We start from the raw sequence: 26198 nt of genomic DNA on the forward strand, positions 1-26198 counted from the left end.
CTGAAGAAGCCGATCAATGACAGATATTGGGCGGCGGTGGAGAAAAAGGATTGGAAGACGGCGCTCTCGGCGATCGAAGAGGGCATCGCCTTGTTGCCGGACAAGCTCGGTTTCCGCCGGTCTCATGTGAATCTGTTGCTTCACAAAATGCGCGACATGCAGGCCGGCTTGCCCGTCATGCGCCAATTCGTTCGCGACGCGATTAACAGAAACTCTGAGAATTGGATGGTTGCGGCGCTAGACGAACTCTTCTTTCCGAACTTTGACCATTCGCACTTTCCGTCTGCTGAGCGCTTAGCGATGGGAAAACAGCTGTCCGAACACATCCTGGCACTGAATCCCCCGGAAAGCGACCAATGTAAGCTCCTGCCTTATCCGTTGGCAGCCCTGTACTATCACGAGAGCGGCAACAAAGATCGGGCGATCGAGCTGATCGAGCTGGCACTGAAGTCGCAGGGCGGTCCGGAGCTTATCCGGGACGAAGATGAACAGCACGAAATATCGCATTTGCTGCAGTTCCTGGCCTACTTCAAGGGTGAGAAGGTTTGTTACGGCACTCTATGTGCGGCTCCAAACAATGGCCGATTCGACAGCTGGTATACCGTTTGCGGCTGACCGCCAGGTTTTATGTGAGGGGCAGAATTGGCCGGGCGGACAGCTTTTGATGCGAACGGCGCAAACCGCGCCCGGCTTGTGAAATCGCCTGGCCCGATCTTTTGGGCCTATGTCCGAGGGACGGCGGCCTGCTACGATATGCGCCTTCGGCTAGGCAGGCTATGAGCTGAGCTACGGGTTTGCCCGCTTCGAACCGTTCGCCAGTCTGGCGCAGGTGCCTCTCGGACCTCCACCACCCTGAGGCTTCATGCCGGTAGCGAATTCGATCTTGGCGGCATGGCCATCAACGCACAAGGGATGGCTTGGCTGGCGGCGTGCCTTTGGCGATGTGGTGCCGCGCCCACGCATGCCTTCGCCGACGGTCCAACGGGGAAGGCCTGTCGCACAATCGATACAGGACTTCAATGCCGGAACACCGGCGCCATCCTCAACAACTCCATAAATGAGGTGTCGGGCTCACAGCTTGGCAGCTTGGTCCAGGCAATTCCGGCCGCCGTCATCCCAATGAGGTGACCTCGACCAGAGCCTCGGCCTTGAATGGCATGATGGAGGTGCATGGGATGGCGGCCAACGTCATTTTCGTCAATCCGAACGGATTTCTTGCGACCGCTGTGGCTTTATCAACACGCCAAGGGCCACGCTGTCGACAGGCGGCGCGAGCTTGGCGCCGGCGGCGTCCACGTCAACCTATCCTTCTGACAATGGGGACTTGTACGATCACCCAGGGGGCGAACGCCCATGACGATCATCGTCGCGCCGGCCGCGATCTGAAGCACGCGTCCGGCGCGCTTCGTGCCTATCCCTTTGGCCGGCTGAATAGATCCCGAGCTGTGCGATCGCGTTCGGCCAGGTTGAAGAAAGCGCGCTGAATGCGGGACTGCCACGCTACCGATAGAACGGCGTGGTCCGCCGACTACGGCGTTGCCGGCCACGTAAGAGTGTTGGTCCGGCGCGAGAGGCAGCACGCATGGCCAGAGAACGCGCATTGCACCGGCCGCCACCACTGTCAAAATGCCGAAGTTGGTGATCCGGCAGGGTTATCAACGCTTAGCTTTTTCCCGCTCTTTGGCGATTAAGCGTTTCAGCGTGGGAACCTCGGGCACCTTTGCAATCACTTCGTCGCCGAGCACCAACGCCGGCGTGCCGGTGATGTACAGCCCGGTGGCGAGCGCGCGATTGCGCTCGAGGGCGTTTGGGATGGCCGGATCATCCATGTCCCGCTTGAGCTGCTCAACATCGAGGCCCACCTGTCGTGCGATAGTCAAGATGGAGAATCCGCTGAGCCGGCCGCGAGCAGCCATAAGGGCGTGATGGAACGGCTCATATTTTCCCTGTTTGCGGGAGGCGAGCGCCGCCACTGCGGCGAATTTTGAGCCCGGTCCCTTGCCCGGATACTCTTTGTAGACAACCTTCAGATTGGGATCGTCCTTGAGGGCTTGCTGGATGATAAGGTCTGCCGTCCGGCAGTCTGGGCAGTTGTAGTCAAAAAACACCACCAGAGGGACGTCGCCATTCGGGTTGCCAGCAGTTGGCGCAGCGGGGTCGTTGAGGAGTGCGTCGCGCCGCTCCGGAATGAGCTTCCGCCAATCCGCGGCAAGCCGACGATGGTTTTCGAGCTGGCGCAGGTAGTCTGTGGCAACTGGATGATATCGCGCCGCCAGCCCAGAAAGAAGCAGGGCTAGGACTAAAAGAGCGACAAGGCTGGCTCTTTGTTCAGGCATGGCTCAGGCTCCAATCAACAGTGAACGGCGGGGCAGCAACGGCTGGCTTTGATGTGAAGGGGTCATCGCTCTATTGTCTTGCCCCGCCGTTCCCGGACTACGGGAGGTAAAGGGGGCTCGTGCTATCCGAAGGGGTGCAAGCTGGCGGTTGCGGTATGACGGCGGCGCCCAATCAGCCGAACCATCCGTGAGCGGCGCTGTGTGCGCGCGAACCGCCCAGCCGTATCGCCGTTCGCCGAGCGGCTTCAGGCGGCCGAGTGCGATGGCTGAGCATGACTGCAGCACAAACCTGCACGTAAAGCTGCTGATACGAGGGCTTGCGGGGCGCGGGACTCGCGCTGCGGTTTGCGGGATCACAATATTCAACATACTTGTCTCCTGACCGGATCGAGGTGGATTCCTCCCTCCCGGGCATCTCCCGTCGCTGCGCTCCGGTCGAACGTTGCACCACCAGGTCGTCGCAAGCTCCGTGCCAATTGCTGGCGAATCCGTGCACACGCAACTTAACCTACGGCGGAAGCAGCCGCGTCGCAGGAACTGGGGCGGAATCCCCGCCGCCCTGCCCAGTCCGCTCATTCAGCGGTTGGCGGCGCAAACTGCGACTGGACCTTGGCCCACTGATCGGCCGTGCGGAGGCCGCCGTGATTGGAGTAGCATTCGACCGGGAATTTCATCCAGCGCGGCAGCCAGGTCTCGAGTTTCTGGCGACCGTTCTCGCCCGACAGGAAGTCGCGGACGACGGTCTTCTGCGTCTTGACCTTCTCGGCGAAATTGCCGTCCGCGCGACACGCTCGACTGCAACGTTGGCCAGCATGCGTCCGCAAGTTCCTTGTCGCGCAGGAGATCGAAGAAGACATCGTCCGGCTGCCACAATGCGCCCATGCCGACATTCAGATGGTTACCGACCGCCTGGACCACGGCGCATCCGGCCTCCAGCGTCTCGCCATGACGATGGTGAGCGCGCGCACCACATCGTCGTCGGAGAGCTCCAAAGGCGGGCGAAGATAGGCGCCGTGTCATAGTCCCGCCATTGCCGCCGGCCTCGCGCCCTCCTCATCCGGCGCCCCCGAACAAGGCCAAACCTCGCGCCGTTTTTCGGCTCGAGCTCCCGGGTCAAGTTTGAACGTCTCGTTCACGACGATCTGGCGTGCGGCGACTTTAACGGCGTGGGGCCTAGCATCGGATGCGTCAGACGACGTCATGCGGCGTGTCGCAGGCGCTCTCATGGTCTTGGCCCTTCGGGACCGTGCCGATGGCCATGCCTTCTGGCGGCGCGAAGCGCGTGATCCCGTGTCCAAAGGCTGACAGCGGCAGACAAGATGTCAGGTTCACTACAACCGACATCTGGGCACTGTGGAGGTTTTCAAGGCAAATGGCGCTTACTGGGCGCTGAGGTGTTGGCACGGCCTTTGCAAATTGAGAGGTGGCAACACGGATCGAGGGTGACTGCACGCAAATCCGCAAGAGAAGCGATGCGTTCCTCCCCTGAACCCGTGTGCCCCCTCTAAGAGGGAAACAAGAGCATAAAGTCGCGCAAGCCTTAGCAGCAGCGTTGGGGAGCAACATGGAATTGCAGATGAACTGGACGGCACCTTCAATCAGTCGACAACTGGCTGCGTGGCGAGCCCCTCACGAACTTCCAGCCGAGCAAAGTGCTCATTGTCTGGCAGCGGCCAAACGATGCCCGCTGCGACCCGTATAGTCCGGCGCGCCACAAATGACGGAAGTCGACCGGCCGCGTTGCGACAATAGCCCCAAGTTGCGCTCCTGGCGCGCGAACGCTGGGCTTGCCGCCGCACCGCTCGGATCAGCTGCGCCGGATGCGAGCCGTCGACGCCAGCTCTGCGGTTTTCGAAAAGAATCAACGGGTCGATCCCTCAAAGCCACCGTCGGCTGACTTGAGTCCAAGCGCGGTGCCACGTTAGACCGCGATCTCGAAGGTCAATTGCTTGACCGCGTCAGCCAAGCGGGCGTCCAATATCGTGGATGGAGTTCGCGGCGGATCGTTCGAAGCGGTTGCGTCTAACCACGCTGCCCCAGTGCCGCGCTCAAGCCTGAACAGGCTGGCATTATGTGTTTCATCTTTCCTCGCCCTTGGCTGATTGGAGTGGGTCAGCTCACGCGAAGGTCATAAGTTCCGGGTCGGATGGGAAATCGGTCAGGCAAGGCTGAACACGCCCGAAAATACCGGAAGCTTATGACGCTTGATCAGGACGTGGAAACGAGCGTGAGCGTCAAGCAGTTCGTCCAGATCGAAACAGAAGGGGATAGCCAGTTGCTTTGTCACGAACGGAGTGAACACAGTTGGCGCGGGCACGACGGCAAGCTCGGCAAGAGCTTTCAGCCCCGCGATCGTACTATCGGATGGTTCCATTCCCGTCAGGAGGCAACTGCCGGCACGGAAAGGACCGAAAACGTCGACCGCATCAGCGAAAATAGGCAAATAGTCGCTGAAGACATACGTGCCTTTGAAGCCGCGGATATATTTTCGTCGCACCTCGGCGCCGACTATCTCGACTCCGGTATTAAACCGTGTGACGCCTGCTTCCCGAAGTTGAGTAAGATATTCTATCCGTCGTACTCGGTCGTTCCTGACGCTCGGAGGAACCACCTGGGATAAATAAATGTCGTGTGCGTAGCCTGCTTCACGCAGTCGTCGTGCGAGTGCCGAGTGCCGTTCCAGTTCTGTTGCTTCGTCCTTGATGCTCCCTGTGCAGAGCCAGACAATGTCATACAGACTGTTGAAGTTATGACCGTTACGCTCAATATAGGAGAGGCACTCTTGGAAGTTGGATTGGTAGTCTGTGCTACCCCCGCCTTGTATGGCCATTACCTCCCATTCGTTCTCCTTAAAGCAATAATCACAAGAATAGCAGCAATAAACATGATGATCAAAAACGAAGCTGCGAGCGCCATTTTTGCGTGTCATGCCGAAATTGTACATACCGGTCGGCGCTCTGTCTGGGTCAATAAATTGACGGCAGGGTACGTGCTCGGTCACACCATTGATTGTCGCGATCAGCGCCTCGCCGTCGAACATGAAGGGCGAATCGGAGTTCACTCTCGCGGTGATTTTCTTTCGGAATACTCCGTTGGACAATTCAATCTCGATGCGGGGGATCACTTGCCCCAAGATCGGGAACCGGATTTCTGTCGTGAGAAGCTGGACCCCATCGCGAAGTACGCCGAGGCGCATAACCTCCTCAATGCGAAGGTTATGCTTGTTTTCCAGCGCAATGCCAAATCGGGTCAATCGCTTGCTTTGAACACTCATGGTCCTCTCCCAATCCATCCTATCGACCAAAGACGCGCGGCACCGCCCTCCCCTGAAAAATGGATCGGCAGATCCCTGAGTCCGATAAAAACAGTTGCTTTGCGGACTTTCCCTGGGGTCGGGAACCGGTGCTTCGGTCGATCGGCTAAATCTCTCCCATTCGCGCAGGACACCGCAAGAACTGTGCCAGCTGCAGGAGGCGCCGGGGATCGCGATACGAGATACTGTTTAATGGTAGCGTCGCGCCAACCTTTGAGTGGGCGCAGGGGTTGTCGGTCGCGGACCTGCATGCGGTGATGGAGCTCTCGCGCCAGGTCACCAATGGTCTTGTGATTTGTGCCGTAGCGTTTGGCCCGCGTCCTCAGGCCGTCTTGACCATGCTGTTGGTGCCCCACGTCCGAAGTTGGGTATCCAATGAACCACACCGTCGACGTCCCGCATATGTCTTGTGGCCGTATCCGAGCATCCAAAAGTGCGCCCTCAGGTAGCAACCGCGACCAGTGACCCTGTCACTCCGCTTTACGGTTGAGTGCCTTTCAAATGGTCTCGTCTTGACTTTCAAATAGTCACGTTGATAATTTCTATCAGTCACCACTGTAATTTCAATCGGTCAGGAGATCAGAAGGATGGCTGATTACCCCCGCTTCGTTGAGAAACGCATCAAGGATGCGCTTTCAGACACTCGTGTCGTCTTGGTTGCTGGCCCTCGCCAATCCGGGAAAACGACCCTTGTGAGAAGGATGGCGGGCGTTGACGTCGCGTATCTTACTTTGGACAACGCGACTACGCTTGAGGCGGCGCAACAGGACCCCGTCGGATTCGTAAGGGGCATTGACCGAGCAGTAATCGACGAAATCCAGCGTGCTCCAGAACTTCTGCTCGCGATCAAGGAAAGCGTGGATGCCGATCAGCGTGCGGGACGCTTTCTTCTTACGGGTTCCGCCAATTTGATGACGCTTCCCCGTGTCGCGGATTCGCTCGCTGGACGTATGGAGATCGTTCGGTTGCTGCCTCTGGCACAGAGCGAAATTCATGAAAATAAACCGAGCTTTCTCGAAAACCTGTTTCAAAACAAAATAGCCGCAGTTAAAAATCTAGTCCTCGGCGGAGATCTCGTCGGCGCTGTTCTTGCAGGAGGCTACCCAGAGGCGTTACGGCGCCCATCATGGTCACGGCGGCAGGACTGGTATGCGGACTACATAGCGGCGATCGTCCAGCGGGACGTTCGCGACATAGCTCAGATTGATCAAATCAGCCAAATGCCCAGGCTCCTCCGCGTGCTTGCCGAACATTCTGGGCAGCTAGTGAACTATTCTGCCATCGGCAACTCGCTCGCAATGAATCACGTCACGACACGGAAATATGTGGACATCTTCGAAAGCCTTTTTCTGGTTCGAACCTTGCAACCTTGGTTCAGCAACAAACTCAAGCGGCTTACGAAAACTCCGAAAATCCACTTCCTGGATTCCGGCCTCCTCGCCGCGCTCCGGGATTTATCGCCTGATCACATCAGGAGTGACCGCGGAAAGTTCGGAGCATTGCTGGAAACTTTCGTATTCGCCGAAATTCTCAAGCTTGCAAGTTGGGCTGACGACCGTTTCGAGTTCTCTCAATCCCGGGACAAGCAGCAGAACGAGGTCGATATCGTCATAGAGGACAGGAGAGGTCGAGTGACAGGGATTGAGATAAAGGCAGCAGCCACAGTTACAAGCTCAGATTTCAAGGGATTGAGAATGCTGGCAGAAGCATGCGGAGATCGTTTTGTCTCTGGAGTGGTGCTGTACGACCACGATAAGATTGTCCCATTCGGAGAGCGCCTCCATGCGGCACCGCTTTCGGTACTTTGGGGGTAGAGCAGGTACGGTGCCGGGTGGCTGTTGCTACAGAATTCCGGAAGATCGCGAATGGGCTTATGACGAAGCTATACGCGCGGGTGTCGACCACGAGTACGCGAAGCGGCTCCTCGATCCGATCTACCCGTCAGAGCCAGAGGTCTACTCCGAGCGCAAGCCGCGGACCGTTCTGGAGAAGCAGCGGACGGCATTCGTCTTCGACGCGTATTGAAACGTCCCCAGCCGCCTTGACCTGTTCCCCCTATTTGCGCCGGCGGGAAAACTGACCGAGACTCATCCGCCATTCGGTAGCAACAGCCACCAAGGACCGCCTTCGACGCTGGGCTATCGCAGTTGCGATGGTGAAATCCGATCAGATGCATTTCTATGTGCGCCTGCAACGGAGAGAGGCCGATGATGAGAACAACCAAAGGAAGCTGTCTGTGCGGAGGCATTGCCTACGAGGTACATGGCGACTTGCGATCGTCGCCTGCCACTGCAATCAGTGCCTGAAAGCATCTGGTCATTACGTTGCAGCGACTCAGGCTGAACTCAAGGATGTCGTCATCAAAGGCCACACGCTGAAATGGTTTCAGTCCTCTGAAACGGCCAAGCTAGGCTTTTGCTCGAACTGCGGCAGCAACCTGTTTTGGCATGGTTTCGGAAGCCATTTGGGCCGGCACCATCGACGGCCCAACCAAACTAAGGATGGAGAGCCAGTTGTACCCTGAATCGGCTGGCGACTACTATGATCTCCCCGATATTCCCGTAGTGGAACAATCGTCCCTCAGAGAATGAACATATGGTCATGCTGTCAGGGCTAGACTAGGACCGCAGTTCGCGATGCGGCGGTCGGTCAGGTCTGGTGGCGCCTTTCTCGAGCTGACAACCAAGACCCATGCGCAGCTCGAAAGCGTACGACACGAATCCCCAAAGACACGGCCTTTGGTAAAATATCGATGGACTGCCTGGTCGTCACGAATCGAAGAGATCTTACAAGCGCCTCTGTCGTCGTGACGCTCCCATGCGCAATCTGGCCATCGCGCATCCCTGAATTCTGACCGCAAGGATGCCCCATCAAAATCGGATCAAAATCGGCTGGCCACGCTCTTGGTGCCGGTACCAGAAGTCCGCAAGTACCCCGGCAGCGCCGTCAATGTGGGCCGACCCGGCCGAAGATCCGCAGACGCAGTTCCAGTGCAACGAAAGACGCAGGCTAGACGGCCCTCTTGTTGCCCCAGAGCAGAACGTGCAACTGCGGCAGCACGCGGGCTTCGAACCACCTGTCGCGGGTTACCTTTTCAACCAGCCACTCCATGCGTTTCATTATTCCATCCAGATCGACAGACGCGTCTTCGTTGCCAGCACGGGGCGGCGTGTGATTGCCGGGTTGCAGGTAGACCGGAAGGTGCGGAAATCGCTCCGCGGCGCCTTTCGCGTAGGCGTAGTCGCTCTCGTCGAAAACAACGAGCTTGAGCACGATTTGCGGCTTTTCCTGCGCCGCATCGACACACGCCTCGAGAGCGGCCCAATTGGTCCTCATTTCGCTTGAGGGCGGCTTTGGGCTGAGAATCAGCACGTCAAGGTCGGCAAACCAGTCCCTGACCACGGAACCTTGGGTTTCCAGCGCAAAACGGTAACCTTCACCATGGCCTCGCTCGATGAGCGGACCGAGCGGCTGGATGGCCGGATTGCCGCCTGACAGCGACACCATCACCGGGCGGCCGCCGGAAAGCGCAACCACGTTTTGCCACACCGCGCTTATGGACATCATCTCCCATTCATGGCGGAATTCATTGTCCACCGCATGCAGGCTGTCGCACCAGGAACAGCGATAGTCACACCCGCCGGTTCTGATGAAGACCGTCGGCAAACCGATGAGCACGCCCTCGCCCTGGATCGTTGGCCCGAAAATCTCGCTGACGCGAATTGCGAGATGCGTATCGGTCACGGGCGGTACTCCGCCCAGGTTTTCGGTGTTTCGCTCACCCGCACGGCCGAGGTTTCGGGTAGGCGTGCCTTGCACCATTCATAAAAATGTCTGGCCAGATATTCCGCCGTGACTTGCTCTTGTCCCAGCACGTCGTTGAGATGTCGATGGTCGAAGCTCTCGTCAATATAGCGTTTGAACGGCGCTAAATCATGATAGTCGCGCACGAAGCCATGCTCGTTCAGTTCCTTCGCCGAAAGATCCACTTCAACGATGTAGTTATGCCCGTGCAGGCGCGCACACTGGTGGTCGGGCGGCAAGGACGTGAGCTGATGCGAGGCCGAGAAATGGAATTCCTTGGTGATGCGGAACATTACGCGCTTCTCCTCCGCAGCGCGTGGAGCCAGAAGTTGGAGTCCTCGTAATCGGTGGGGTCCGGGTGCCCAGAGAGATGAAACGCCTCGCGCCGCTCGACGCAGGTCCCGCACCTCCCGCAGTGACGCTCGGCGCCCTTGTAGCAGGACCAAGTCTGTGCAAATGGCGTGCCGTATGTTGCTCCATCCCTAACAATGTCCGCCTTCGTGAGATTCACATAAGGCGCATAAAGGCGAATCTTCGCGTAGCCGTCGAGCGCGTGGTCTTGCATCATCTGGAAAGCGTCGATGAAGGCCGGACGGCAGTCGGGATAAATGAAATGATCCCCACCATGCACGGCAGTCGCCACCGCTTCGACCTTGTGCGCGGCGGCAAGCCCGAAGGCGGTGGCCAACATGATGGCGTTCCGGTTCGGCACCACCGTCACCTTCATCGTGTCTTCGGCGTAGTGCCCGTCCGGCACATCCACACTGTCTGTCAGCGCGGAGCCGGAAAGGCCGCGACCGATTTCGCGGATGTCGATGATGCGATGCGGGACGTTCAGACGCTCAGCGCAAAGGGCGGCGAAGCCCAATTCCTTCCGGTGCCGTTGGCCGTAATCGAAAGATAGGAGGCCGGCGAGCTCGTACTGCGCTGCCACCTTGTGAGCAAGAGTAACGGAGTCCAATCCGCCGGAGCAGACGACGAGTGTCTTCATCATTGGGTCCTTGTTTTAACCGGGTAGGCTGCGACCGGAGATTTCTCTGCGCTCCCAGTACTTCAGGAAATCCATTTTGTGAAGTGAACGGGGGACGAGTTTGATGCGCTGACGCGCCGCTGTGTGCAAGGCGCCCTGAGGCGGTGAGCCTGCAAGGAACACGGACTAGCGAAACGGCACGCTTCAGTGGATGTTCAAAGGCGAGCCTACCAGAATATGCTCTGAAGGAGGTCCGGATCTTCGGAAAACAAGGTTCTCGACGCTTCGATCAAGCGCCCGGCGGCCCCTAGCTTCGACGACGCCACCGCGAAGTTTTAACAAGACGGCCCGAGAATGGGCTTGCCGCAAAGAACGGACTTACCAGGTGGGATACGCCGAAATGCAGATGTCTGGAATGATCACGACATCAATTGTCGCGGCAACTTGGCTGGCCGGCTCTTCGGGTTCCGTTGATCCCGCGCATTCCGCTTCAGGATCGGTTCGAACCGGAGCACGCACCGGTCAATGGCCGACCGGCAAACCCTAAATGACCGGTCGTGACCGACATCTGTGAACAAGCCGTGTGCGTCGGTTGCAATCACCCCTGTGTTGCGCGCAGTTACCTTATGGCAGTGGATGAACTGGATTTGATGGTTTTCCAGATGGCGATCGAAAGCGTCCGCTCGCTCTCCTTAAGCTTCGCTGAAAAAGCCGCGGAGATAGCCACCAGGAGCCGCGGTATCCTGCTTTTCGACGTGCGGGTCGACGGCGACGCGGAGGTCCAGCGGGTCGCAGCCATCCGATATCAGGGCGACCAGACCGGCGTGCTTGCGTTGGACAGACAGGGCCTTGTTACCCACCATTGCATCGTCAATGGTAGCTTCTCACATTTCATTGCGCCATTGGAGAACTGGAACAGCATGCCTCTGTCGATGCAGGCCAAGATCGATGCCAACGGCCATGCCAGTCTCTTCCTAGGGGCCTTGCGAAATGCCGGACATATGCTGGGCAGCTAGAATTTGGCTACAATCATTTGTGGATTTTTGCATGCGGGATCGCAGCCGGCATTGCTGGCACGATTGTCGTAAACGGCTTCGGCGATCGCGGCAAAGCAATGGCCGCGATGGCGATCAAAGCGTAGGCCTTGCACCGATGCTCGATCGTGTAGAGGCGAGGTCTGCGCCTAGCATTGAGAAACATGCACGGAGATTGCGCAAAGCGCAAATGCATCAGGTATTTGATGGCACGAGCCCCCCTCATGCAAATGGAGCCCGCCGCGGCCGCTGTCGTCCGATCGTGCCGCCGAACTCGAGGGCGCCGATCGACCACGCTGGAGGAAGCGCAAGGCCTCGCGCTAAGGCAGAGGCGCAAGCGAAGGCCGAACACTGGCTGGCTGCTCGGGATCTGATCGATGCGTGTCGGACAAGGAGGCGTTGGATTGCAGCCCTACCTCGACGTTCCCAGAAGCGCGCCGGCAGCCTGGGCGGGGGGCTTGGGGTTAGACTGCCGGCGCACGCCACTCACGAAGAGCGGCCCCTTTTCGCGGTTCCGACACCCATAGTCAACCCAGTAGCGTCTGGGGCCCGTTGTGCTCTTGTCAGAGCGGCGCGCGATGCCGCCATGTCGGCCGATCCTGCTCAACGTAGGTGGGCCGCTCTCGTCGGCCAACTTGATGCTCCAGCCAGTATCGCCTTGCCGACCAGCATGAGTTCGCCGTTAGCAATCCTTCGTCGCGAGCCGATGCTATCGTGCACGTGTCGCAGTTCCAACTTCCTGTTCGGCGAGCCCGTGTGCAATTTCCTCACTCGGACAGTGGACGAGAATTCTATTGGCGGTACTGCGTCAGAAGGCATTCGCGTCCAACGGAATTAAGCGTCGACTATCAGTTGCAAACTACACATCACAAGGTAGCGGATCTTCCACTCATTTGCAGATTATCCGACGGATCACGCGGCGTCTGATATGTCCGACTCTGCCTCAAGAATTCCCACAGGTATGGACAGCGATCTCGCTATCCGATCCCGATAGCCCTTGTTGTACCTCAGACCCGACTCGATGTTTTGGATTTCCTCAGCGGCAAGCCCGCACGCCACCGCGAGGTCCTCGATCGAATATCCAAGGTGCTCACGATAAGCGCGGATGATGTGGGTTCCCTCTGACATAGCCATCAAGACTGGCTCGGGAATGCGCGAATCCTTCATAGACACCTCCAAGAAGAGAGGAGCGCCTGATAAATCGGGAGATTTCCTCCCCGACCTGGCGCACCCAGCAAATCAAAAAAATGGACGTCGATTCGGCCGGACCGGCCTCATCCAATCCCGGGAATGGGCCACCTGAAATTGGTAGCCGGGTCGGGATATGGTGGCTCACCTGGTTCTGATCAAGTTCCAACAAGCGGCCAGCCCTGAGATCGCCTGATCGACTATACGGCATTCGTCCTGCGATCCCGACTCATTCTCGCCGATGACTTACTTGAGCAGCAACTCGCCCCCCTGCCGCCGCCTCCGTCCAGGAGTCCCCACACTTTTGGGCTCCGGAACCCCGCGTCTTTATGATCCAACCGCTTGCATACCGCGCTTAGGGCGAGTCGCCGGCTACCGGAACCGACCCCAGTAACGCAACGATTTGTTGCACCCGTTTTTGCGAAGCCACTGCCTCAGCAGAGGCGATTTGCAGCTCTTGCAGCAGGGCGGCACGATCGTTCGCCTCCAGCTCCAGTGGACCGGCGCCTATTCCCGACAATAGCCATGAGGGACTCACGGCCAAGATGCCCGCCATCATCGCAAGGCGATTGGATTGCGGCGCGGCGCGGTCGCATTCCCATGCTTTCCAGCATGCCGCCTGGACACCAAGCCGGCGTGCGGCCTGCGCCATTGTAAGTTTGGTGACCTCGCGAGCGAACGAAATACGTCCCCCCAGAGTATCGGATGGCGCGAAATCACTAGGGTCGGTTTGAGTAAGAATTAGCTCGGTCCTCCTATGGCTTGGTTCAATTCGTTTCGGGCATGACCTGCTGCGAACTCCGACCATGCCGGCCATCGTTCCGATTCGAAGCCGGCCAGTCTAGACAGGATTCGGCCTCATCATTAAAGGGCACGTTAAGGTGTTGGCGCTTTCGGATGGAGGAGCATCGCCACCTATAAAAGCGTCACAATCATTCGACTGTGACCGATTTCGCGAGATTGCGCGGCTGGTCGACATCTGTGCCCATGAAGAGCGCCGTATGGTAGGCAAGAAGCTGTATCGGCAGCGAGAAGATCATTGGCGCGATAATGTCGTCGACGGCCGGCAGCACGATCGTATGCATGGTGTCGAGTTTCGATGCGGCGGCCCCTTTTTCATCGGTGATGAGGATAATCCGCCCTCCACGGGCAGCCACTTCCTGCATGTTGGAGACGGTCTTGTCGAAAAAGCGATCATGTGGCGCGATGACGATCACTGGCATGTTCTCGTCTATCAATGCGATCGGACCGTGCTTCAATTCACCTGCCGCATAGCCCTCGGCGTGGATGTAGGAAATCTCCTTGAGCTTCAGCGCACCTTCCATCGCCAGCGGGAAACTGGTGCCACGGCCGAGATACAGGACGTGACGACAACTTCGACAATTCGCGCGACAGGAGCTCGATCTCCGGCTGGATGCTGTCGAGTACCCGGCCCATGACGCGCGGCACTTCGGCGAGGCTTCTGACAAGCGCCTGCGCCTCGTCTTCGGTTACGGTTCCGCGGGCCCTGGAGGCGCCGATGGCGAGTGCGGCAAGAACGGCAAGCTGGCAGGTGAAAGCCTTGGTGGAGGCGACGCCGATCTCCGGTCCGGCAAGGATCGGGAAGACCGCATCGGCCTCCCGAGCGATGGTCGATTCGCAGGCATTGACGATGGCGCCAATTTTCAGCCCAAGCTCCTTGCAGTACCTCAGCGATGCGAGCGTATCGGCGGTTTCGCCAGATTGCGAAATGAAAAGGGCCGCCGACTGCGGCGACAACGGGATCTCGCGGTAACGGAATTCGGACGCGACGTCGATTTCAACCGTCAGGCGCGCATAGCGCTCGAACCAGTATTTTCCGATCAGTCCGGCAAGATAGGCGGTTCCGCAGGCAGAGATCGCCAGGCTCGGGATCCTGGCGAAATCGACGCCAGAAACCATGTCGGCGCGATTCTCTATGATGTTGATATAGTGGCCGAGCGCATGGGCGATGACCTCGGGCTGCTCGTGAATTTCTTTTTCCATGAAGTGGCGATGGTTGCCCTTGTTGGCCAGAGCGGCTGCGGCGGTGGAGGTCTGGCGCGGACGCTCGACAGGATGGCCGTCGAAATCGAAGATATGGGCGCCCGTCTTGCCGATCACAGCCCAGTCGCCGTCGATGAGATAGGTAACTTCATTGGTGAAGGGAGCAAGCGCGATCGCGTCGGAGCCCAGGAACATCTCGCCGTCGCCGTGACCGATCGCCAGCGGTGGTCCGTTGCGCGCCGCCATGATGGTCGACGGATCATCCTCAAAGAGGATGGCGAGCGCGTAGGCACCCCTGACGCGTTTCAGCATGGCAGCCATTGCTTCTCGCCGCCTCATGCCCTCCCGGCGGTGTCTTGCCAAGAGATGCGCGACCACCTCAGTGTCGGTGTCGGTCTGGAACTCGGCTCCGGCCGCCGCCAATTCGTCCTTCAGCTCGGTGAAATTCTCGATGATGCCGTTATGGACGACGGCGACACCGTCGGTAAAGTGCGGGTGCGCATTGCGTTCGGTTGATGCTCCATGGGTTGCCCAACGCGTGTGGCCGATTCCGATGTTGCCGCTCAGCGGCTCTTCCTTGAGTCTCGTCTCCAGATTGACGAGCTTGCCTTCGGCGCGTCGGCGGTGCAAGGCGCCCTCGGTGATCGTCGCAACGCCGGCCGAATCATAACCGCGATATTCCAGACGCTTCAAGGCGTCGACCAACCGGTCCGACACCGGCTGTTGCCCAACGATGCCAACAATCCCGCACATGTTTGTCTCCGCATTCTTCCCGGGCAGCTTCAGCCCGCGCATAATCACGAGCACGGACACCCACCCGGCTCGCTTAGATTCAGGATCTTGTAGAAGCATTCCGTAATATTGGTACAATCGATTGTAAGGATGAGTACCATCCACCCAATGGATAGACCAAGACGCGACTAGATCATGATCCTCGTCGCCGCCGATCAAGATCCCGATTGCCCACCGCCCTTTGACACGCTGGCTTGCGCCGGCAGAGCTTAGCCCGCGGAGGCATCTCCCAGTGCGCTGTTCGTCGGCGTGGCCGAAACCGAGGTCAACGGGGTTCGTTGGCGCAGGCAACAGAGCGCGTCTAGTGACGGTTACCGCTTAATTTTCCCAATAGGGCGCAGCGCATAAACCTACTAAGCCTGCAACACAAATCTAAGGACCGGTCGATTCATTCAAGTTTGGCAGCTCAATCGGTGCCATCCCGCCTTGATTCGAACAGGTACTTATGCGCTGGCTGGCGCCATGGCGAGACCCACAGCGCCAGCAAATCCAACTGTGCAGACAACCGCTCGGGGCCGAAGAGACTGGAATGGCGGCATAGCCTCATCTTGCCTTACTCACGGTCGGGGAAGGCTATTTCGGGACTTTCGCAATCAGCGGATCACAGGCTCTCCATGGAAGCGGCGGCGCGATGGAGGAGAAACCCCGAAGCCGACTTCCATCATCAGCCTTGGCCTGTGCGCCGGCACGGTACCCATATGGAAGCCGAACGGATCCTCGATGAAACCAAGACCGGCCTCTCCGGTCAGCGTGACCGGGCTCTGCTCGCCGTAGACCTCCAGAACCTCTTGCGCGGGATGGCCGACGAGAAGGGTAAGCTGGTGCTTGAGGCCGCGGCGGTTATGGCTGCCGCGGACATAGACATGTGGGCCGGTGCCCTCGTCGACCGGCACAAGGTAGAAGAAGAACTTCAGCATCCGCCAGTCATCGAGGTCGAAGTGGTATTTGCCAAGCGAAGCCATGTTCTTGTCGGCCTCGGAGGCTTGGCCGGTCGGGAAACTCCACCAGACACGCGTGGTGATCAGCTTCGCCTGGCCGCCGAGATAGTGCGCGGCGATATCCACGAGCAGCGGATCGTTTTGGATGGCGAGTGCCGCATTGCAGCCGAGAATGCGCTCGAAATAGTGGCCGCTGAGCAAGGGACGGCCGAACCGGGCCTCAGCCTCCGCATGCTCCGTCGGCATGAATTCGAGGCGGCGGTCGAAATTGCCGAAGCAAGGTGTGCACGTGGCGAACGCGGCAACATCTTCAGAGACCGTTGTTGGCAGGACGAGGCCGGAAAACAGCCCATCCGAGCGTAGCGCGTCGACAATGTCTTTGCGATTGACGCCAGCGAACATCGTGTCCTGGGCTCTTTGCGACCTTCGGACCGGCTTTGCCCCACGCCAGTGCATTCTCCGTGCCGGCATGGTGCGCGCCAACATGAACATCGGCAGCCATGCCGGATTCTCGCGAATATCCGAGAGATAGGTCGGGATGCGTACAGCGATGCGATGAAGCATGCTGCCGTTTCGCGCGATCGCCTCAAGGCTTGCAGCGCCGGCTTTGTCGGAGTTCATATCGGTCATCAGAGTCCTCGGGGTATGTAATGCACTATCGACGAAGCATAGGCTCAGTGCTTCGTCCGTTTACCCAAACCTCGATTCCCGCCGCGAATGGACTAACCGCGCGTCACGTTTTGTGCAATGCACAATGACCCGATCCGATCCCGGCGCCTTTTCGAATAGGCCATTTACTAGCTCTCACCACAATCACATCAGGAACTGTCTGTAGCCGCCGCCCATCAGGTAGCGGCCACGTTGGATGGCGCGACGCACCTGGTCGCGTAGATGGTTGCCTGGATGAGACCAATCTTCTTCGACACGCCGTCTCCCGAACAGGGCAATGGCGATCTCCTGATGGGATGCGCCAGCAAGCGAGCCATCCAAAGCCTGGAGCACGATACGAAGACGCCCTCCGCGAGGTTCTGGCGGAAGGCAAGCAGCTGCCAGGCGGCCGCAACCATTGATGTCATTCAGGAACTGAAGGGCGGCGACATGGAACTTCAGGTGCCGCGGCGGCACGATTGCGTCGACATATAACCGCAACGGGCAGAGAACGGAGGCACCGGAAACGGCGATCTGCAGAGTCCGACAGTCCTCCCTAAGCAGCACGTGCTGCATGCCGGCAGGTGTCAGCAGGACGTCCTTGCCGCATGAGAGCGAAGAAAGATCAAGCGGTTCAAAATTGTGGTCGAGCCCAACCGGCTCCGCGGCCGCTCGCAGGACGCGGGCGCAATCGCGAGGATCCCAAAAGACCTTTGCCGACGTGGCGTCCAATTGTGGCGCATCCGCGAAAAAGGAGGCTCCATTCCCTGAGGCAAGATGATCTTGTCGTCAGCTCGATTATCTTCGTATCGGCGTGTCCTGGGACGATGCACGCTGCCGGCGCCATTTCGGCGTGGTCGCGCTGGAATTGGGGATTGCGCCGAAGAAATTCCCAGGCCCAGGCAGTGCGCGGCAATCGTCTGGCGTAGTGGTAAGCTTCGTGGCGACGCCAGTCCGGCCAGCATACAAGACCGACCGTCGCATCCTTGGGCAGACCAGCATCCGTCACGGCTCAGTTGTCCACAAAAGCGCTATGCCGAAGGGCCTAAAACCGGTTGCCACAGTACCGGTCCGCTCAGCCGCCCCCTGCTGCGGACGCGCAAAAGGCTCACGTGGGAAATCTCGAGGAACCCGGCCACCGCCTCCGTTTTGCCGACGGGCATCGCCTGTCCGATGCGCGACAATGGCCACGTTGCGAGGCGAAGGATCCGTTCCATGCGCGTATCGGTCACCGTTACTATCCGGGTGAGATCATTGGCCAAGCCGAACTCGATCATACCGGCGAACAGCTCGTAGGTAGCCTGCGCCAGCCCGCCCGCCGCCTTGGGCGCTGACGGAGGGAGATCGAGCGCGAAACGACTGCTCTCCCATATGTCGGCGGTCGAGGGCACAACGTCAGCACCCAGCAGCACCGGGAACGTGTCGCGCAACATTGTGGGCCCGGTGCTGGGCAAAAGACGCACGCAACCGCGAATTCGCCAATCGGATCCCTTGAGAAGCAGATAGACAGGCTTGAAGCCATCAAATGTGTCGGTTTCCATTTCGTCTTTGGTCTGAACTTCCCAATCGAGCCTTGCCTTGAACACCCGATATCTGAGCCCGTGCATCTCTTTGAGCTCGCTTGCGAACTCGCCGTAAAGGTCCGGTGTTATCAGCTGCATCATGGTCGCCTCCGTGCGGGATGTGTTCCCGCCATCGAAGGGCAAAGCTGACGGTGATGCAGCCTGTAGACGTTTACAGCTATCTTGGCGGAAGGATCACGATCTCGCCTGACCGGACGCAGCCAGGCGCGCGACGGCCTGGTTGACCGTCCGCACGCCAAGCTTTGCCTTGGCGTTTTCCAGATGGAAGGTCACCGTGCGCTTCGAGACGCCGAGGATCTGGCTGACGTCCCAGGCCGACTTGCCGCGCGCCGTCCATTTCAGGCATTCGAACTCTCGCGGAGTGAGCGTTACACCATCCACCACGCGATCGTCGGCGAGCCTGCGCCGGACATGGATGTGAAAGTTGATCGCCACCAGCTGCAACGCTTTTTCATAACGTGTCAGTGACCGCAAAAGGCGCGGATGGGATTCGTCGGAAGCAAAGGTCAGCGCAGCAAACCGGCCGCGATGATCATGCATGGACATCGTCAATCCGCCGCGGATGCCATACTCAGCTGCATTATCCAGAATTTGTTGCTGTGCCGTCGGCAGGCACTGCCGAGCGCGATCCACGCCCCAATCAAAAGTATCCCAGCCTTGCAACCCGCGCAGGATCACCGGATCAAGGCTGTGGTACCGCTGTTGCAGATAACGTGATGTCCAGGATGAAGGATAGTTGGAGATCAGGCGCGGCGCATCGCCGGGGACCGACGGGTAAGTAAAATAGGCGAAGAGCGGAAAGTCGAAGCCGGCGGCGGCGAACGCTATTGCCTCACTGAGATCGGCAGCATCAACGCTTGCATAGAGTTGCTCGACGAAATTTTCAAACACGCGATGCATCTGCGCTTTGCATAACCTCCGTGAATGTCGCTCGATGCCAGGCAGAGCACGGGTTTAAACGATCACGCACCGATACAGCGCGTACGATCTCGTCCCTTCATCGCCGCCATTGCTTTCCTGCTTCTGCTTGCGGAGCGTGACCCACAGCCGAGAACCTCGTTAATTTGTTAAGCCAAACGGTGATGTTCTGACGTTGTCGATGAGCCGTGTGTCGCCGAGCCAAGCCGCGACAAGCAAGCGTGCCGGTCGGTGAACGCTTGTCATCGGTTGCAGATCCACCTCGCCGCGAAGCTCCAGGTATTCGACCTCGCGGTAGCCCGCAGACAAAATTGCTGCGCGCGCCTCAGCAAGTGTTTCCAGGAGGGGACCGCCGCGTGCAAGCCGATCAGCCGTCTCGAACAGGACCGATGGTAGCTTCGGGGCAATGGTGCGCTCGGCTGGCGAGAGCCGGGCATTGCGCGAGGATAGAGCGAGACCATCGCCTTCGCGGACTGTCGGACAGTGAACGATGGTGATTGGAATATCCAGATCCTGGACCAGCCGCTTGACAAGCCGAAGCTGCTGAAAGTCTTTTTCGCCGAAAAAGGCGAAATCAGCGCCGGTTTGCAAGAAGAGTTTGGCAACGACGGTCGCCACGCCATCGAAATGGCCCGGCCGAAACGCGCCGCACAGGCCTTCACTGACGCCGGAGACTGAAACGGTCGTGGCGAAGCCCGGCGGATACATCTCCTCTGCATCCGGCACATAGAGCAGATGCGCGCCCAGCGACGCGAGCTTTGCCGCATCTTGGCTTTCCGTCTGGGGATAGGCGGCAAGGTCGGCGGCACTGTTGAACTGCTTGGGGTTGACGAACAACGTCACGATGACCCGCTCGGCCTTCTGAAGGGCTGCACGCACGAGGCTCAGATGTCCTTCATGCAAGGCCCCCATGGTCGGCACCACTGCGACACTTGCGCCCGAGCGGCGCCATCCCGCCACAACAGTGCGAAGCTCGGCAACGGTTCGAACGATCGGCACGCTCATGCGACGTCTCCGGGCCTCGACGCGGCGGCGTAGACATGTTCGGCCGCCGGAAAGCGCCGGTCCCTCACATCGGCGGCGTAAGTGCCGATTGCCGCCTCGGCCTCTGAGCCTAGTTCGGCATAGCGCTTGACGAATTTCGGCCGAAAGTCGGTGAACATGCCCAGAATGTCGTCAACCACCAGAATCTGGCCGTCGCAGGCTGGCGAGGCGCCGATCCCGATCGTTGGGATGGCGATCTGCGCAGTGATGGCCTTTGCAAGCGGCTCGGGCACTTTCTCCAGCACCACTGAAAAAGCGCCGGCCTCCGTGACCGCACCGGCGTCGCGCCTGATCCGCTCAGCATCGTCTCCCAGCCCCTGCACGCAATAGCCGCCGAATGTGTTGACCGCCTGCGGCGTTAGTCCGACATGGGCCATCACCGGGACGCCGCGGGCCGTCAGGAAGCGGATGGTTGCTGCCATGCTCTCGCCGCCCTCGAGCTTCACCGCTGCACAGCCGGCCTCTGCCATCAGGCGCGCAGCGTTGCGGAATGCCTGCTCTGGCCCCTCTTCGTACGAACCGAACGGCAGGTCGACGACCAGGAGGGCCCGCTCGAGCCCGCGCCGCACTGCCTTGCCGTGCATGATCATCATGTCGAGGGTGACTCCCAGCGTCGAGGACAGGCCGTGCAGCACCATGCCTACGCTGTCGCCGACGAGGACGATGTCGCAGTGTCGATCAACCAGCTTCGCTATCGGCGTGGTATATGCCGTCAGGCATACGAGTGGAGTCTGGCCCTTCCGCAAGCGAATATCCGGCGGTGTAACAGCGTTTGTATCTCCAGCTGCGCTCACCCCGTGCCTCCTTCCCTTGCGTTACCCCCGACGGGCGTCGCGTTTGGCACATTTTTGTGCAAGTGCGAAGAGCTAAAAAAGGCCGTGCAGCACTGCGGTGTTGACGTGCGGGCAGCCACGCTTACATTAAATCGATTAAGGCGCCCGAGACTGGGCTAACCACTTTCGCGAACATGGACCATCAGGCAACAGGAACCGGGAAAGACAGAGGCGCCATCAAGGCTGACGAAGTCAAAGTGGACCTGATCGCCGTTGTCGTCTCGGTAAACGACAGTGAACCCTGTGTCCTCACCATCGGGCAGGCGGACACCCTGCCCTCCGGACCATTTGCGCTTGAGCACCGATCGCCGCAATCCGGTTTGAGGGGGTGGGTGGAGCAGCAAACCGGCCATCCGCTGGGGTACATTGAGCAACTCTACACCTTCGCCGACCGGGACCGCATCGGCGCGGCGCGCCAGCAGCGGGTCATCGCCATCAGCTATCTCGCATTGACCCGCAAGGAACAGGCCGCGGGTTCGCCCAAATGTGGCTGGCAAAGTTGGTATGAATATTTTCCATGGGAGGATCACCGCTCCGGCACGCCGCCGGTGCTGGATGTTCTGCGACCGCACCTGATTGAATGGGCAGACGGCGCCAGCGACACCGCCACGCGACGCGAACGCCGGCAGCGGGCGGCGATCGCCTTCGGCTTCGACGACCGCCATTGGAACGAGGAACTCACGCTTCAACGCTATGAGTTGGTCTACGAAGCAGGCCTGGTCCAAGAGGCCGCAAGCCGACGGGACGCGACGCCGCCTCCGCTGGTGGCCGGCAAGTTCATGGTCGCCGATCACCGCCGCATCGTGGCGACCGCTATCGCGCGGCTGCGCTCCAAGATCAAATACCGGCCCGTCGTCTTCGAGCTGATGCCGCCGGTTTTCACACTTTTGCAGCTGCAGCGAACCGTGGAGGCGCTCTCCGGCAGGCTCATCAACAAGCCGAACTTTCGACGGCTTATCGAGCAGCAAGAGCTGGTTGAGAAGACTGGGGAGACTACCGCCGAAACCGGTGGCCGGCCGGCGCAGCTCTACCGCTTCCGCCACGCCATCCTCGACGAGAGGCCTGTGGCCGGGACAAAATTGCCGCTCACCCGGGGTTGACACGGCTTATAGTCACAACGAATATATAGGTCTTATAATCATGTAGACTATAACTGGAGGCTCGATGAGCGCCGTCTTGCCTTCGGGCGCGTCCCTGTACGACCGCGTTCGGCGCGTCATCCCCCCGATCGAATGGCCGATCTTTCTGGACGATATCGAGGCAATTCTGGCGCTGAAGCGGGAGCGCAACGCCGTTATCCTGGCGCACAACTACCAGACGCCGGAGATCTTCCACTGTGTCGCAGATATCGTCGGCGACAGCCTGGCGCTTGCCCGCAAGGCGATGTCGACCGAAGCGGACGTGATCGTGCTTGCCGGCGTGCATTTCATGGCCGAGACGGCAAAGCTGCTCAATCCGCAAAAGACGGTGCTCATTCCTGATTTGCACGCAGGCTGTTCCCTGGCCGACTCGATTACCGCCGAGGACGTGCGCCTAATGCGTCAGCGCATTCCGAATGTGCCGATTGTCACCTATGTCAACACGTCGGCGGAAGTGAAAGCCGAGTCCGACATCTGCTGCACATCGGGCAATGCGCGGGCTGTGGTGGAGTCCCTGGGTGTTCCTCGGGTGATCATGCTGCCGGATGAATATCTGGCCAAGAACGTCGCTGCCGAGACGGATGTCGAGATCCTTGCCTGGAAGGGCCATTGTGAGGTGCACGAGCGCTTCACTGCCTGCGACGTTCGTGAATTGCGTCAGGCACATCCTGGCGTCGTCGTGCTAGCTCACCCCGAGTGCCCGCCCGAAGTGGTGGCCGAGGCCGACTTTTCCGGCTCGACCGCAGCCATGTCCGACTATGTCGGGCTGCAAAAGCCGCCACGCGTCGTGCTGCTGACGGAATGTTCGATGAGCGACAATGTCGCGCTCCAGCATCCGGAGCTCGAGTTCATCCGGCCCTGCAATTTGTGCCCGCACATGAAGCGGATAACACTCGCCAACATCCGTGCGGCGCTGGAGCAGAACCGCCATATCGTGACAATCGAGCCGGAAATCGCCCAGCGCGCGCGGCTTGCGGTCGAACGGATGCTGGCACTTTGAGCGCCGATGTCCGCAGCTTCTTCGGGCGGCCCATTATCATTGGCGGCGGCATCGCCGGGCTCATGACCGCGCTTCATCTGGCGCCGGAGCCAGTGCTTCTTCTGTCCAGGACCCTGCTGGGGGCCGACACGTCGAGCACCTGGGCACAGGGCGGTCTGGCCGCGAGCCTCGGTAATGACGATGATACGGCGCTGCACCTTGCCGACACGCTCACCGCAGGGGACGGGCTCTGCGACAGAGACATGGCGGACCGCGTCCTAAAGGCAGCGCCTGCTGCGATCGAGGGGCTTGCGGGCCTCGGGGTCCCCTTCGACCGGACGCTGAAAGGGTGTCTGCGCCTCGGATTGGAGGCCGCGCATAGCCGGCGTCGCATCGTTCATGCGCATGGCGACGGAAGCGGGCGTGAGATCATGCGTGCCCTGATCGCGGCCGTGCGTTCCACTCCATCGATTGTTGTCCTGGAGGGCGTGGAAGCGCGCCGGCTGGCGGTGAGCGACAATGCGATCCGCGGCGTCTGGGCGAGCTGTTCACTAGGATCCGTTTTCTTCGGCTCACGGCGCGTCGTCCTCGCCAGCGGTGGGATCGGCGGGCTATTTCTAGACACCACCAATCCATCCGGCAGTTGCGGACAGGGCCTGGCGCTTGCGGCCCGCGCGGGAGCTGTCCTTGCCGACCTCGAGTTCATCCAGTTCCACCCGACCGCGCTTGACGGGCCCGAACGCCCGATGACGCTGATCAGCGAGGCTGTTCGCGGCGAAGGTGCCGCCCTCATCGACGAAACCGGCCGACCCTTTCTCCGGGGCGTGCCAGGGGCGGAACTTGCGTCTCGCGATGTCCTGGCGCGCGCCGTATGGAACCATCTGGCCAACGGCCACCGCGTTTTCCTCGACGCGCGGCGACGGCCGGGTTCGGAATTCGCGCGACAGTTCCCCACAATCGCATCTGCCTGCCGTGGAGCCGGCATCAATCCGGCGCGGGACCTTATTCCCGTTCGCCCCGCCCAACACTACCACATGGGTGGAGTGGCGGTTGACGGATCCGGCCGCACCTCCGTCAAGGGGCTCTGGGCCTGCGGCGAAGTCGCCTCGACCGGACTGCATGGCGCCAACAGGCTCGCCAGCAATTCCCTGACTGAGGCGGTCGTGTGCGCGCGCTGGGTCGCGGAAAGCGTGGCCGGAACCCCTGCCCGCAGGACAAAGCCTGCGTTTGGAGGCGATTACCTATCGCCTGATCCCATACCCGTGCGTCCTTCCGTGTCGCCCGCACTCGGCATCGTCCGGAATGGTGCAGGTTTGAAAGCAGCTATACGGGCCTTGCTGCCGATAGCCGAAAGCAAGCACGCAGCAGCGGATCCGGCGGCCGTTGGGCTGATGATCGCGATTGCAGCGTTGCGGCGCGAGGAAAGCCGAGGCGCCCACTACCGGACGGATTTTCCCCATCAGGCACCCGTTGCCAGACGCTCCGAAATCACACTCGAAGCGGCCTTAGGGGCAGCGCGGGAACTCGCAAATTCTCCAGCGCTGGCAGGCCTCACGTAATGAACCTCAGCCCCCTTCCCGTCATTATGCTCGAACCACTGGTGCGGGCAGCCCTTCTCGAAGACCTCGGCAGAGCCGGTGACTTAACTACGGACGCCATTGTAACACCCTACCACTATGCAAGAACCGTGCTGGCGGCGCGCCAGCGCGGGGTTGTTGTGGGGCTCGATCTGGCCATTCTGGCCTTCCGCCTGATCAGTCCCGATGTTGAAATCTCGGTGGAGCGGCCAGACGGCAGTAGTGTCGTGGAAGGGGAGGTCATCGCATCGGTAAGTGGCCCGGCCAGGACCATTCTCACCGCAGAACGCACCGCGCTCAATTTTTTATGCCATCTGAGCGGCATTGCCACCGCAACCGCGTCGATTGTCGCAGCCGTTCGCGAACACCCTGCGAAGATCACCTGCACCCGCAAGACGACACCCGGCTTGCGCGCTATCGAAAAATACGCCGTGCGCGCCGGTGGTGGCGCCAATCACCGCTTCGGCCTCGATGACGCCATCCTGATCAAGGACAACCACATCGCCATCGCCGGCGGGATCCGTGCGGCCATCAAGCGCGCGCGAGCAAGTGCAGGTCATCTCGTCAAGATCGAAGTCGAGGTCGATACACTGACCCAGTTGGAAGAGGCCCTGACGCTCGCCCCCGACGCCATCCTGCTTGACAACATGTCGGTTGACCAATTGCGAGAGGCGGTGCTGATGGTCGCCGGTCGAGCCATCACCGAAGCATCGGGCAGGATCACCGCCGCGTCAGCGCCAGCCATCGCCGCCACCGGCATCGATCTTATTTCCATCGGCTGGCTGACCCATAGTGCGCCGATCCTCGATATCGGACTTGATTTTCGAGCGCCCTGACGGCCCACGAGCAATGGTCAGGATCGACACACATTCAACCGGCCTGAATCGGACGACGAAGATACGGCAAGCCAAGAACTGAGAACAGGACGACATGCACGACACCAATCCGACTAAGACGATGCCACGGGCGCAATGCGCTGATGGCGGGATGTGGACCTTGGAGAAGGCTCGCGCACTTCACGATGCACCTTTCAACAATCTGCTTTTCCTTGCGCAAACCGTTCACCGCCAGAATTTCGATCCCAACAAGGTCCAGCTC

Annotated in this window: 23 protein-coding genes and 3 pseudogenes; 10 read left to right on the plus strand and 16 right to left on the minus strand. The window is 59.8% G+C overall.

Annotation, left to right across the window (positions count from 1 at the left end; translation table 11 throughout):
- Both DH10_RS36595 and DH10_RS36600 read left to right on the plus strand, forming a co-directional pair.
- A pseudogene (locus DH10_RS36595) lies at window positions 1-615 on the plus strand (TlpA family protein disulfide reductase); the annotation flags it as partial.
- Window positions 616-1124: 509 nt separating this feature from the next.
- Entirely contained in the window at window positions 1125-1484 is a 360-nt protein-coding gene (locus tag DH10_RS36600) for a hypothetical protein (RefSeq protein ID WP_425515271.1), read from the plus strand.
- A 171-nt stretch (window positions 1485-1655) separates the two neighbouring features.
- Here the strand turns inward: DH10_RS36600 and DH10_RS03500 are convergent, their stop codons facing one another.
- The 3 genes from DH10_RS03500 to DH10_RS03510 form a co-directional block, all read right to left on the minus strand.
- Window positions 1656-2336 carry a DsbA family protein gene (locus DH10_RS03500; RefSeq protein ID WP_192384202.1) on the minus strand — a complete coding sequence of 227 codons (681 nt, stop codon included), beginning with the start codon at window positions 2334-2336 and terminating at the stop codon, window positions 1656-1658.
- A 572-nt stretch (window positions 2337-2908) separates the two neighbouring features.
- Window positions 2909-3160: a hypothetical protein gene (locus DH10_RS03505; RefSeq protein ID WP_192384204.1), complete on the minus strand. Its 252-nt coding sequence runs from the start codon at window positions 3158-3160 to the stop codon at window positions 2909-2911.
- Window positions 3161-4494: 1334 nt separating this feature from the next.
- The gene (locus DH10_RS03510; protein ID WP_192384206.1) at window positions 4495-5610 is read right to left on the minus strand and encodes a hypothetical protein; all 1116 of its coding nucleotides are present in this window, start codon (window positions 5608-5610) and stop codon (window positions 4495-4497) included.
- 626 nt (window positions 5611-6236) lie between these two features.
- On the opposite strand from DH10_RS03510, the gene DH10_RS03515 reads away from it, so the two are divergent.
- Both DH10_RS03515 and DH10_RS38090 read left to right on the plus strand, forming a co-directional pair.
- Window positions 6237-7463 (plus strand): ATP-binding protein, encoded by a 1227-nt coding sequence (locus DH10_RS03515; protein ID WP_192244322.1) that lies wholly within the window; start codon window positions 6237-6239, stop codon window positions 7461-7463.
- A gap of 356 nt (window positions 7464-7819) precedes the next feature.
- On the plus strand, window positions 7820-8173 hold the full coding sequence (locus DH10_RS38090) for a GFA family protein (RefSeq protein ID WP_376774815.1): 354 nt from the start codon (window positions 7820-7822) through the stop codon (window positions 8171-8173).
- A 485-nt stretch (window positions 8174-8658) separates the two neighbouring features.
- Here the strand turns inward: DH10_RS38090 and queE are convergent, their stop codons facing one another.
- The 3 genes from queE to queC are packed head-to-tail and all read right to left on the minus strand — an operon-like array spanning window position 8659 to window position 10444.
- A complete protein-coding gene (gene queE, locus DH10_RS03525) occupies window positions 8659-9393 on the minus strand; it encodes a 7-carboxy-7-deazaguanine synthase QueE (protein ID WP_312891190.1) in 735 nt (244 codons plus the stop codon).
- The gene (gene queD / locus DH10_RS03530) at window positions 9390-9746 is read right to left on the minus strand and encodes a 6-carboxytetrahydropterin synthase QueD (RefSeq protein WP_192244326.1); all 357 of its coding nucleotides are present in this window, start codon (window positions 9744-9746) and stop codon (window positions 9390-9392) included. Before queD ends, queE begins: the two co-directional genes overlap by 4 nt.
- Window positions 9746-10444 carry a 7-cyano-7-deazaguanine synthase QueC gene (gene queC / locus DH10_RS03535; RefSeq protein ID WP_192244328.1) on the minus strand — a complete coding sequence of 233 codons (699 nt, stop codon included), beginning with the start codon at window positions 10442-10444 and terminating at the stop codon, window positions 9746-9748. Before queC ends, queD begins: the two co-directional genes overlap by 1 nt.
- Before the next feature lie 605 nt (window positions 10445-11049).
- Here queC and DH10_RS03540 point away from each other — a divergent pair.
- Window positions 11050-11439 (plus strand): hypothetical protein, encoded by a 390-nt coding sequence (locus DH10_RS03540; protein ID WP_192244396.1) that lies wholly within the window; start codon window positions 11050-11052, stop codon window positions 11437-11439.
- Window positions 11440-12369: 930 nt separating this feature from the next.
- Here DH10_RS03540 and DH10_RS03545 read toward each other — a convergent pair.
- The 10 genes and pseudogenes from DH10_RS03545 to panB form a co-directional block, all read right to left on the minus strand.
- A complete protein-coding gene (locus DH10_RS03545; protein ID WP_192244330.1) occupies window positions 12370-12624 on the minus strand; it encodes a helix-turn-helix domain-containing protein in 255 nt (84 codons plus the stop codon).
- 376 nt (window positions 12625-13000) lie between these two features.
- Window positions 13001-13297 carry a hypothetical protein gene (locus DH10_RS03550; protein ID WP_210324987.1) on the minus strand — a complete coding sequence of 99 codons (297 nt, stop codon included), beginning with the start codon at window positions 13295-13297 and terminating at the stop codon, window positions 13001-13003.
- A gap of 280 nt (window positions 13298-13577) precedes the next feature.
- A pseudogene (gene glmS / locus DH10_RS03555) lies at window positions 13578-15402 on the minus strand (glutamine--fructose-6-phosphate transaminase (isomerizing)).
- 632 nt (window positions 15403-16034) lie between these two features.
- On the minus strand, window positions 16035-17009 hold the full coding sequence (locus tag DH10_RS03560; protein ID WP_192384208.1) for a hypothetical protein: 975 nt from the start codon (window positions 17007-17009) through the stop codon (window positions 16035-16037).
- Window positions 17010-17192: 183 nt separating this feature from the next.
- Window positions 17193-17759, minus strand: a complete 567-nt coding sequence (locus DH10_RS03565) for a DUF2285 domain-containing protein (RefSeq protein WP_246505853.1) — start codon at window positions 17757-17759, stop codon at window positions 17193-17195.
- The gene (locus tag DH10_RS38095) at window positions 17662-18036 is read right to left on the minus strand and encodes a transcriptional regulator domain-containing protein (protein ID WP_376774812.1); all 375 of its coding nucleotides are present in this window, start codon (window positions 18034-18036) and stop codon (window positions 17662-17664) included. The genes DH10_RS03565 and DH10_RS38095 overlap by 98 nt, the downstream gene beginning before the upstream one ends.
- Before the next feature lie 22 nt (window positions 18037-18058).
- The gene (locus DH10_RS03570; RefSeq protein WP_192244335.1) at window positions 18059-18691 is read right to left on the minus strand and encodes an acyl-homoserine-lactone synthase; all 633 of its coding nucleotides are present in this window, start codon (window positions 18689-18691) and stop codon (window positions 18059-18061) included.
- A gap of 93 nt (window positions 18692-18784) precedes the next feature.
- Window positions 18785-19510 carry a LuxR family transcriptional regulator gene (locus tag DH10_RS03575; protein ID WP_192244337.1) on the minus strand — a complete coding sequence of 242 codons (726 nt, stop codon included), beginning with the start codon at window positions 19508-19510 and terminating at the stop codon, window positions 18785-18787.
- Between the two features lie 159 nt (window positions 19511-19669).
- Entirely contained in the window at window positions 19670-20533 is an 864-nt protein-coding gene (panC, locus tag DH10_RS03580) for a pantoate--beta-alanine ligase (RefSeq protein WP_192244339.1), read from the minus strand.
- Window positions 20530-21366, minus strand: coding sequence for a 3-methyl-2-oxobutanoate hydroxymethyltransferase (gene panB, locus DH10_RS03585; RefSeq protein ID WP_192384209.1), 837 nt, complete (start codon window positions 21364-21366; stop codon window positions 20530-20532). The genes panC and panB overlap by 4 nt, the downstream gene beginning before the upstream one ends.
- 173 nt (window positions 21367-21539) lie before the next feature.
- Between panB and DH10_RS03590 the strand changes: the two genes are divergently transcribed.
- The 5 genes and pseudogenes from DH10_RS03590 to DH10_RS36605 all read left to right on the plus strand — a co-directional run.
- The gene (locus DH10_RS03590) at window positions 21540-22505 is read left to right on the plus strand and encodes an NUDIX hydrolase (protein WP_192244343.1); all 966 of its coding nucleotides are present in this window, start codon (window positions 21540-21542) and stop codon (window positions 22503-22505) included.
- 64 nt (window positions 22506-22569) lie between these two features.
- Window positions 22570-23544, plus strand: a complete 975-nt coding sequence (gene nadA, locus DH10_RS03595) for a quinolinate synthase NadA (RefSeq protein ID WP_192244346.1) — start codon at window positions 22570-22572, stop codon at window positions 23542-23544.
- Complete coding sequence (locus DH10_RS03600; protein ID WP_192244348.1) at window positions 23541-25082, plus strand: L-aspartate oxidase; 1542 nt, start codon at window positions 23541-23543, stop codon at window positions 25080-25082. Before nadA ends, DH10_RS03600 begins: the two co-directional genes overlap by 4 nt.
- Entirely contained in the window at window positions 25082-25936 is an 855-nt protein-coding gene (gene nadC / locus DH10_RS03605) for a carboxylating nicotinate-nucleotide diphosphorylase (RefSeq protein WP_192244350.1), read from the plus strand. Before DH10_RS03600 ends, nadC begins: the two co-directional genes overlap by 1 nt.
- Before the next feature lie 94 nt (window positions 25937-26030).
- Window positions 26031-26198: pseudogene (locus tag DH10_RS36605) on the plus strand (biotin synthase BioB); the annotation flags it as partial.

Source organism: Mesorhizobium silamurunense (assembly GCF_014843825.1).
Lineage (GTDB): Bacteria > Pseudomonadota > Alphaproteobacteria > Rhizobiales > Rhizobiaceae > Mesorhizobium > Mesorhizobium silamurunense.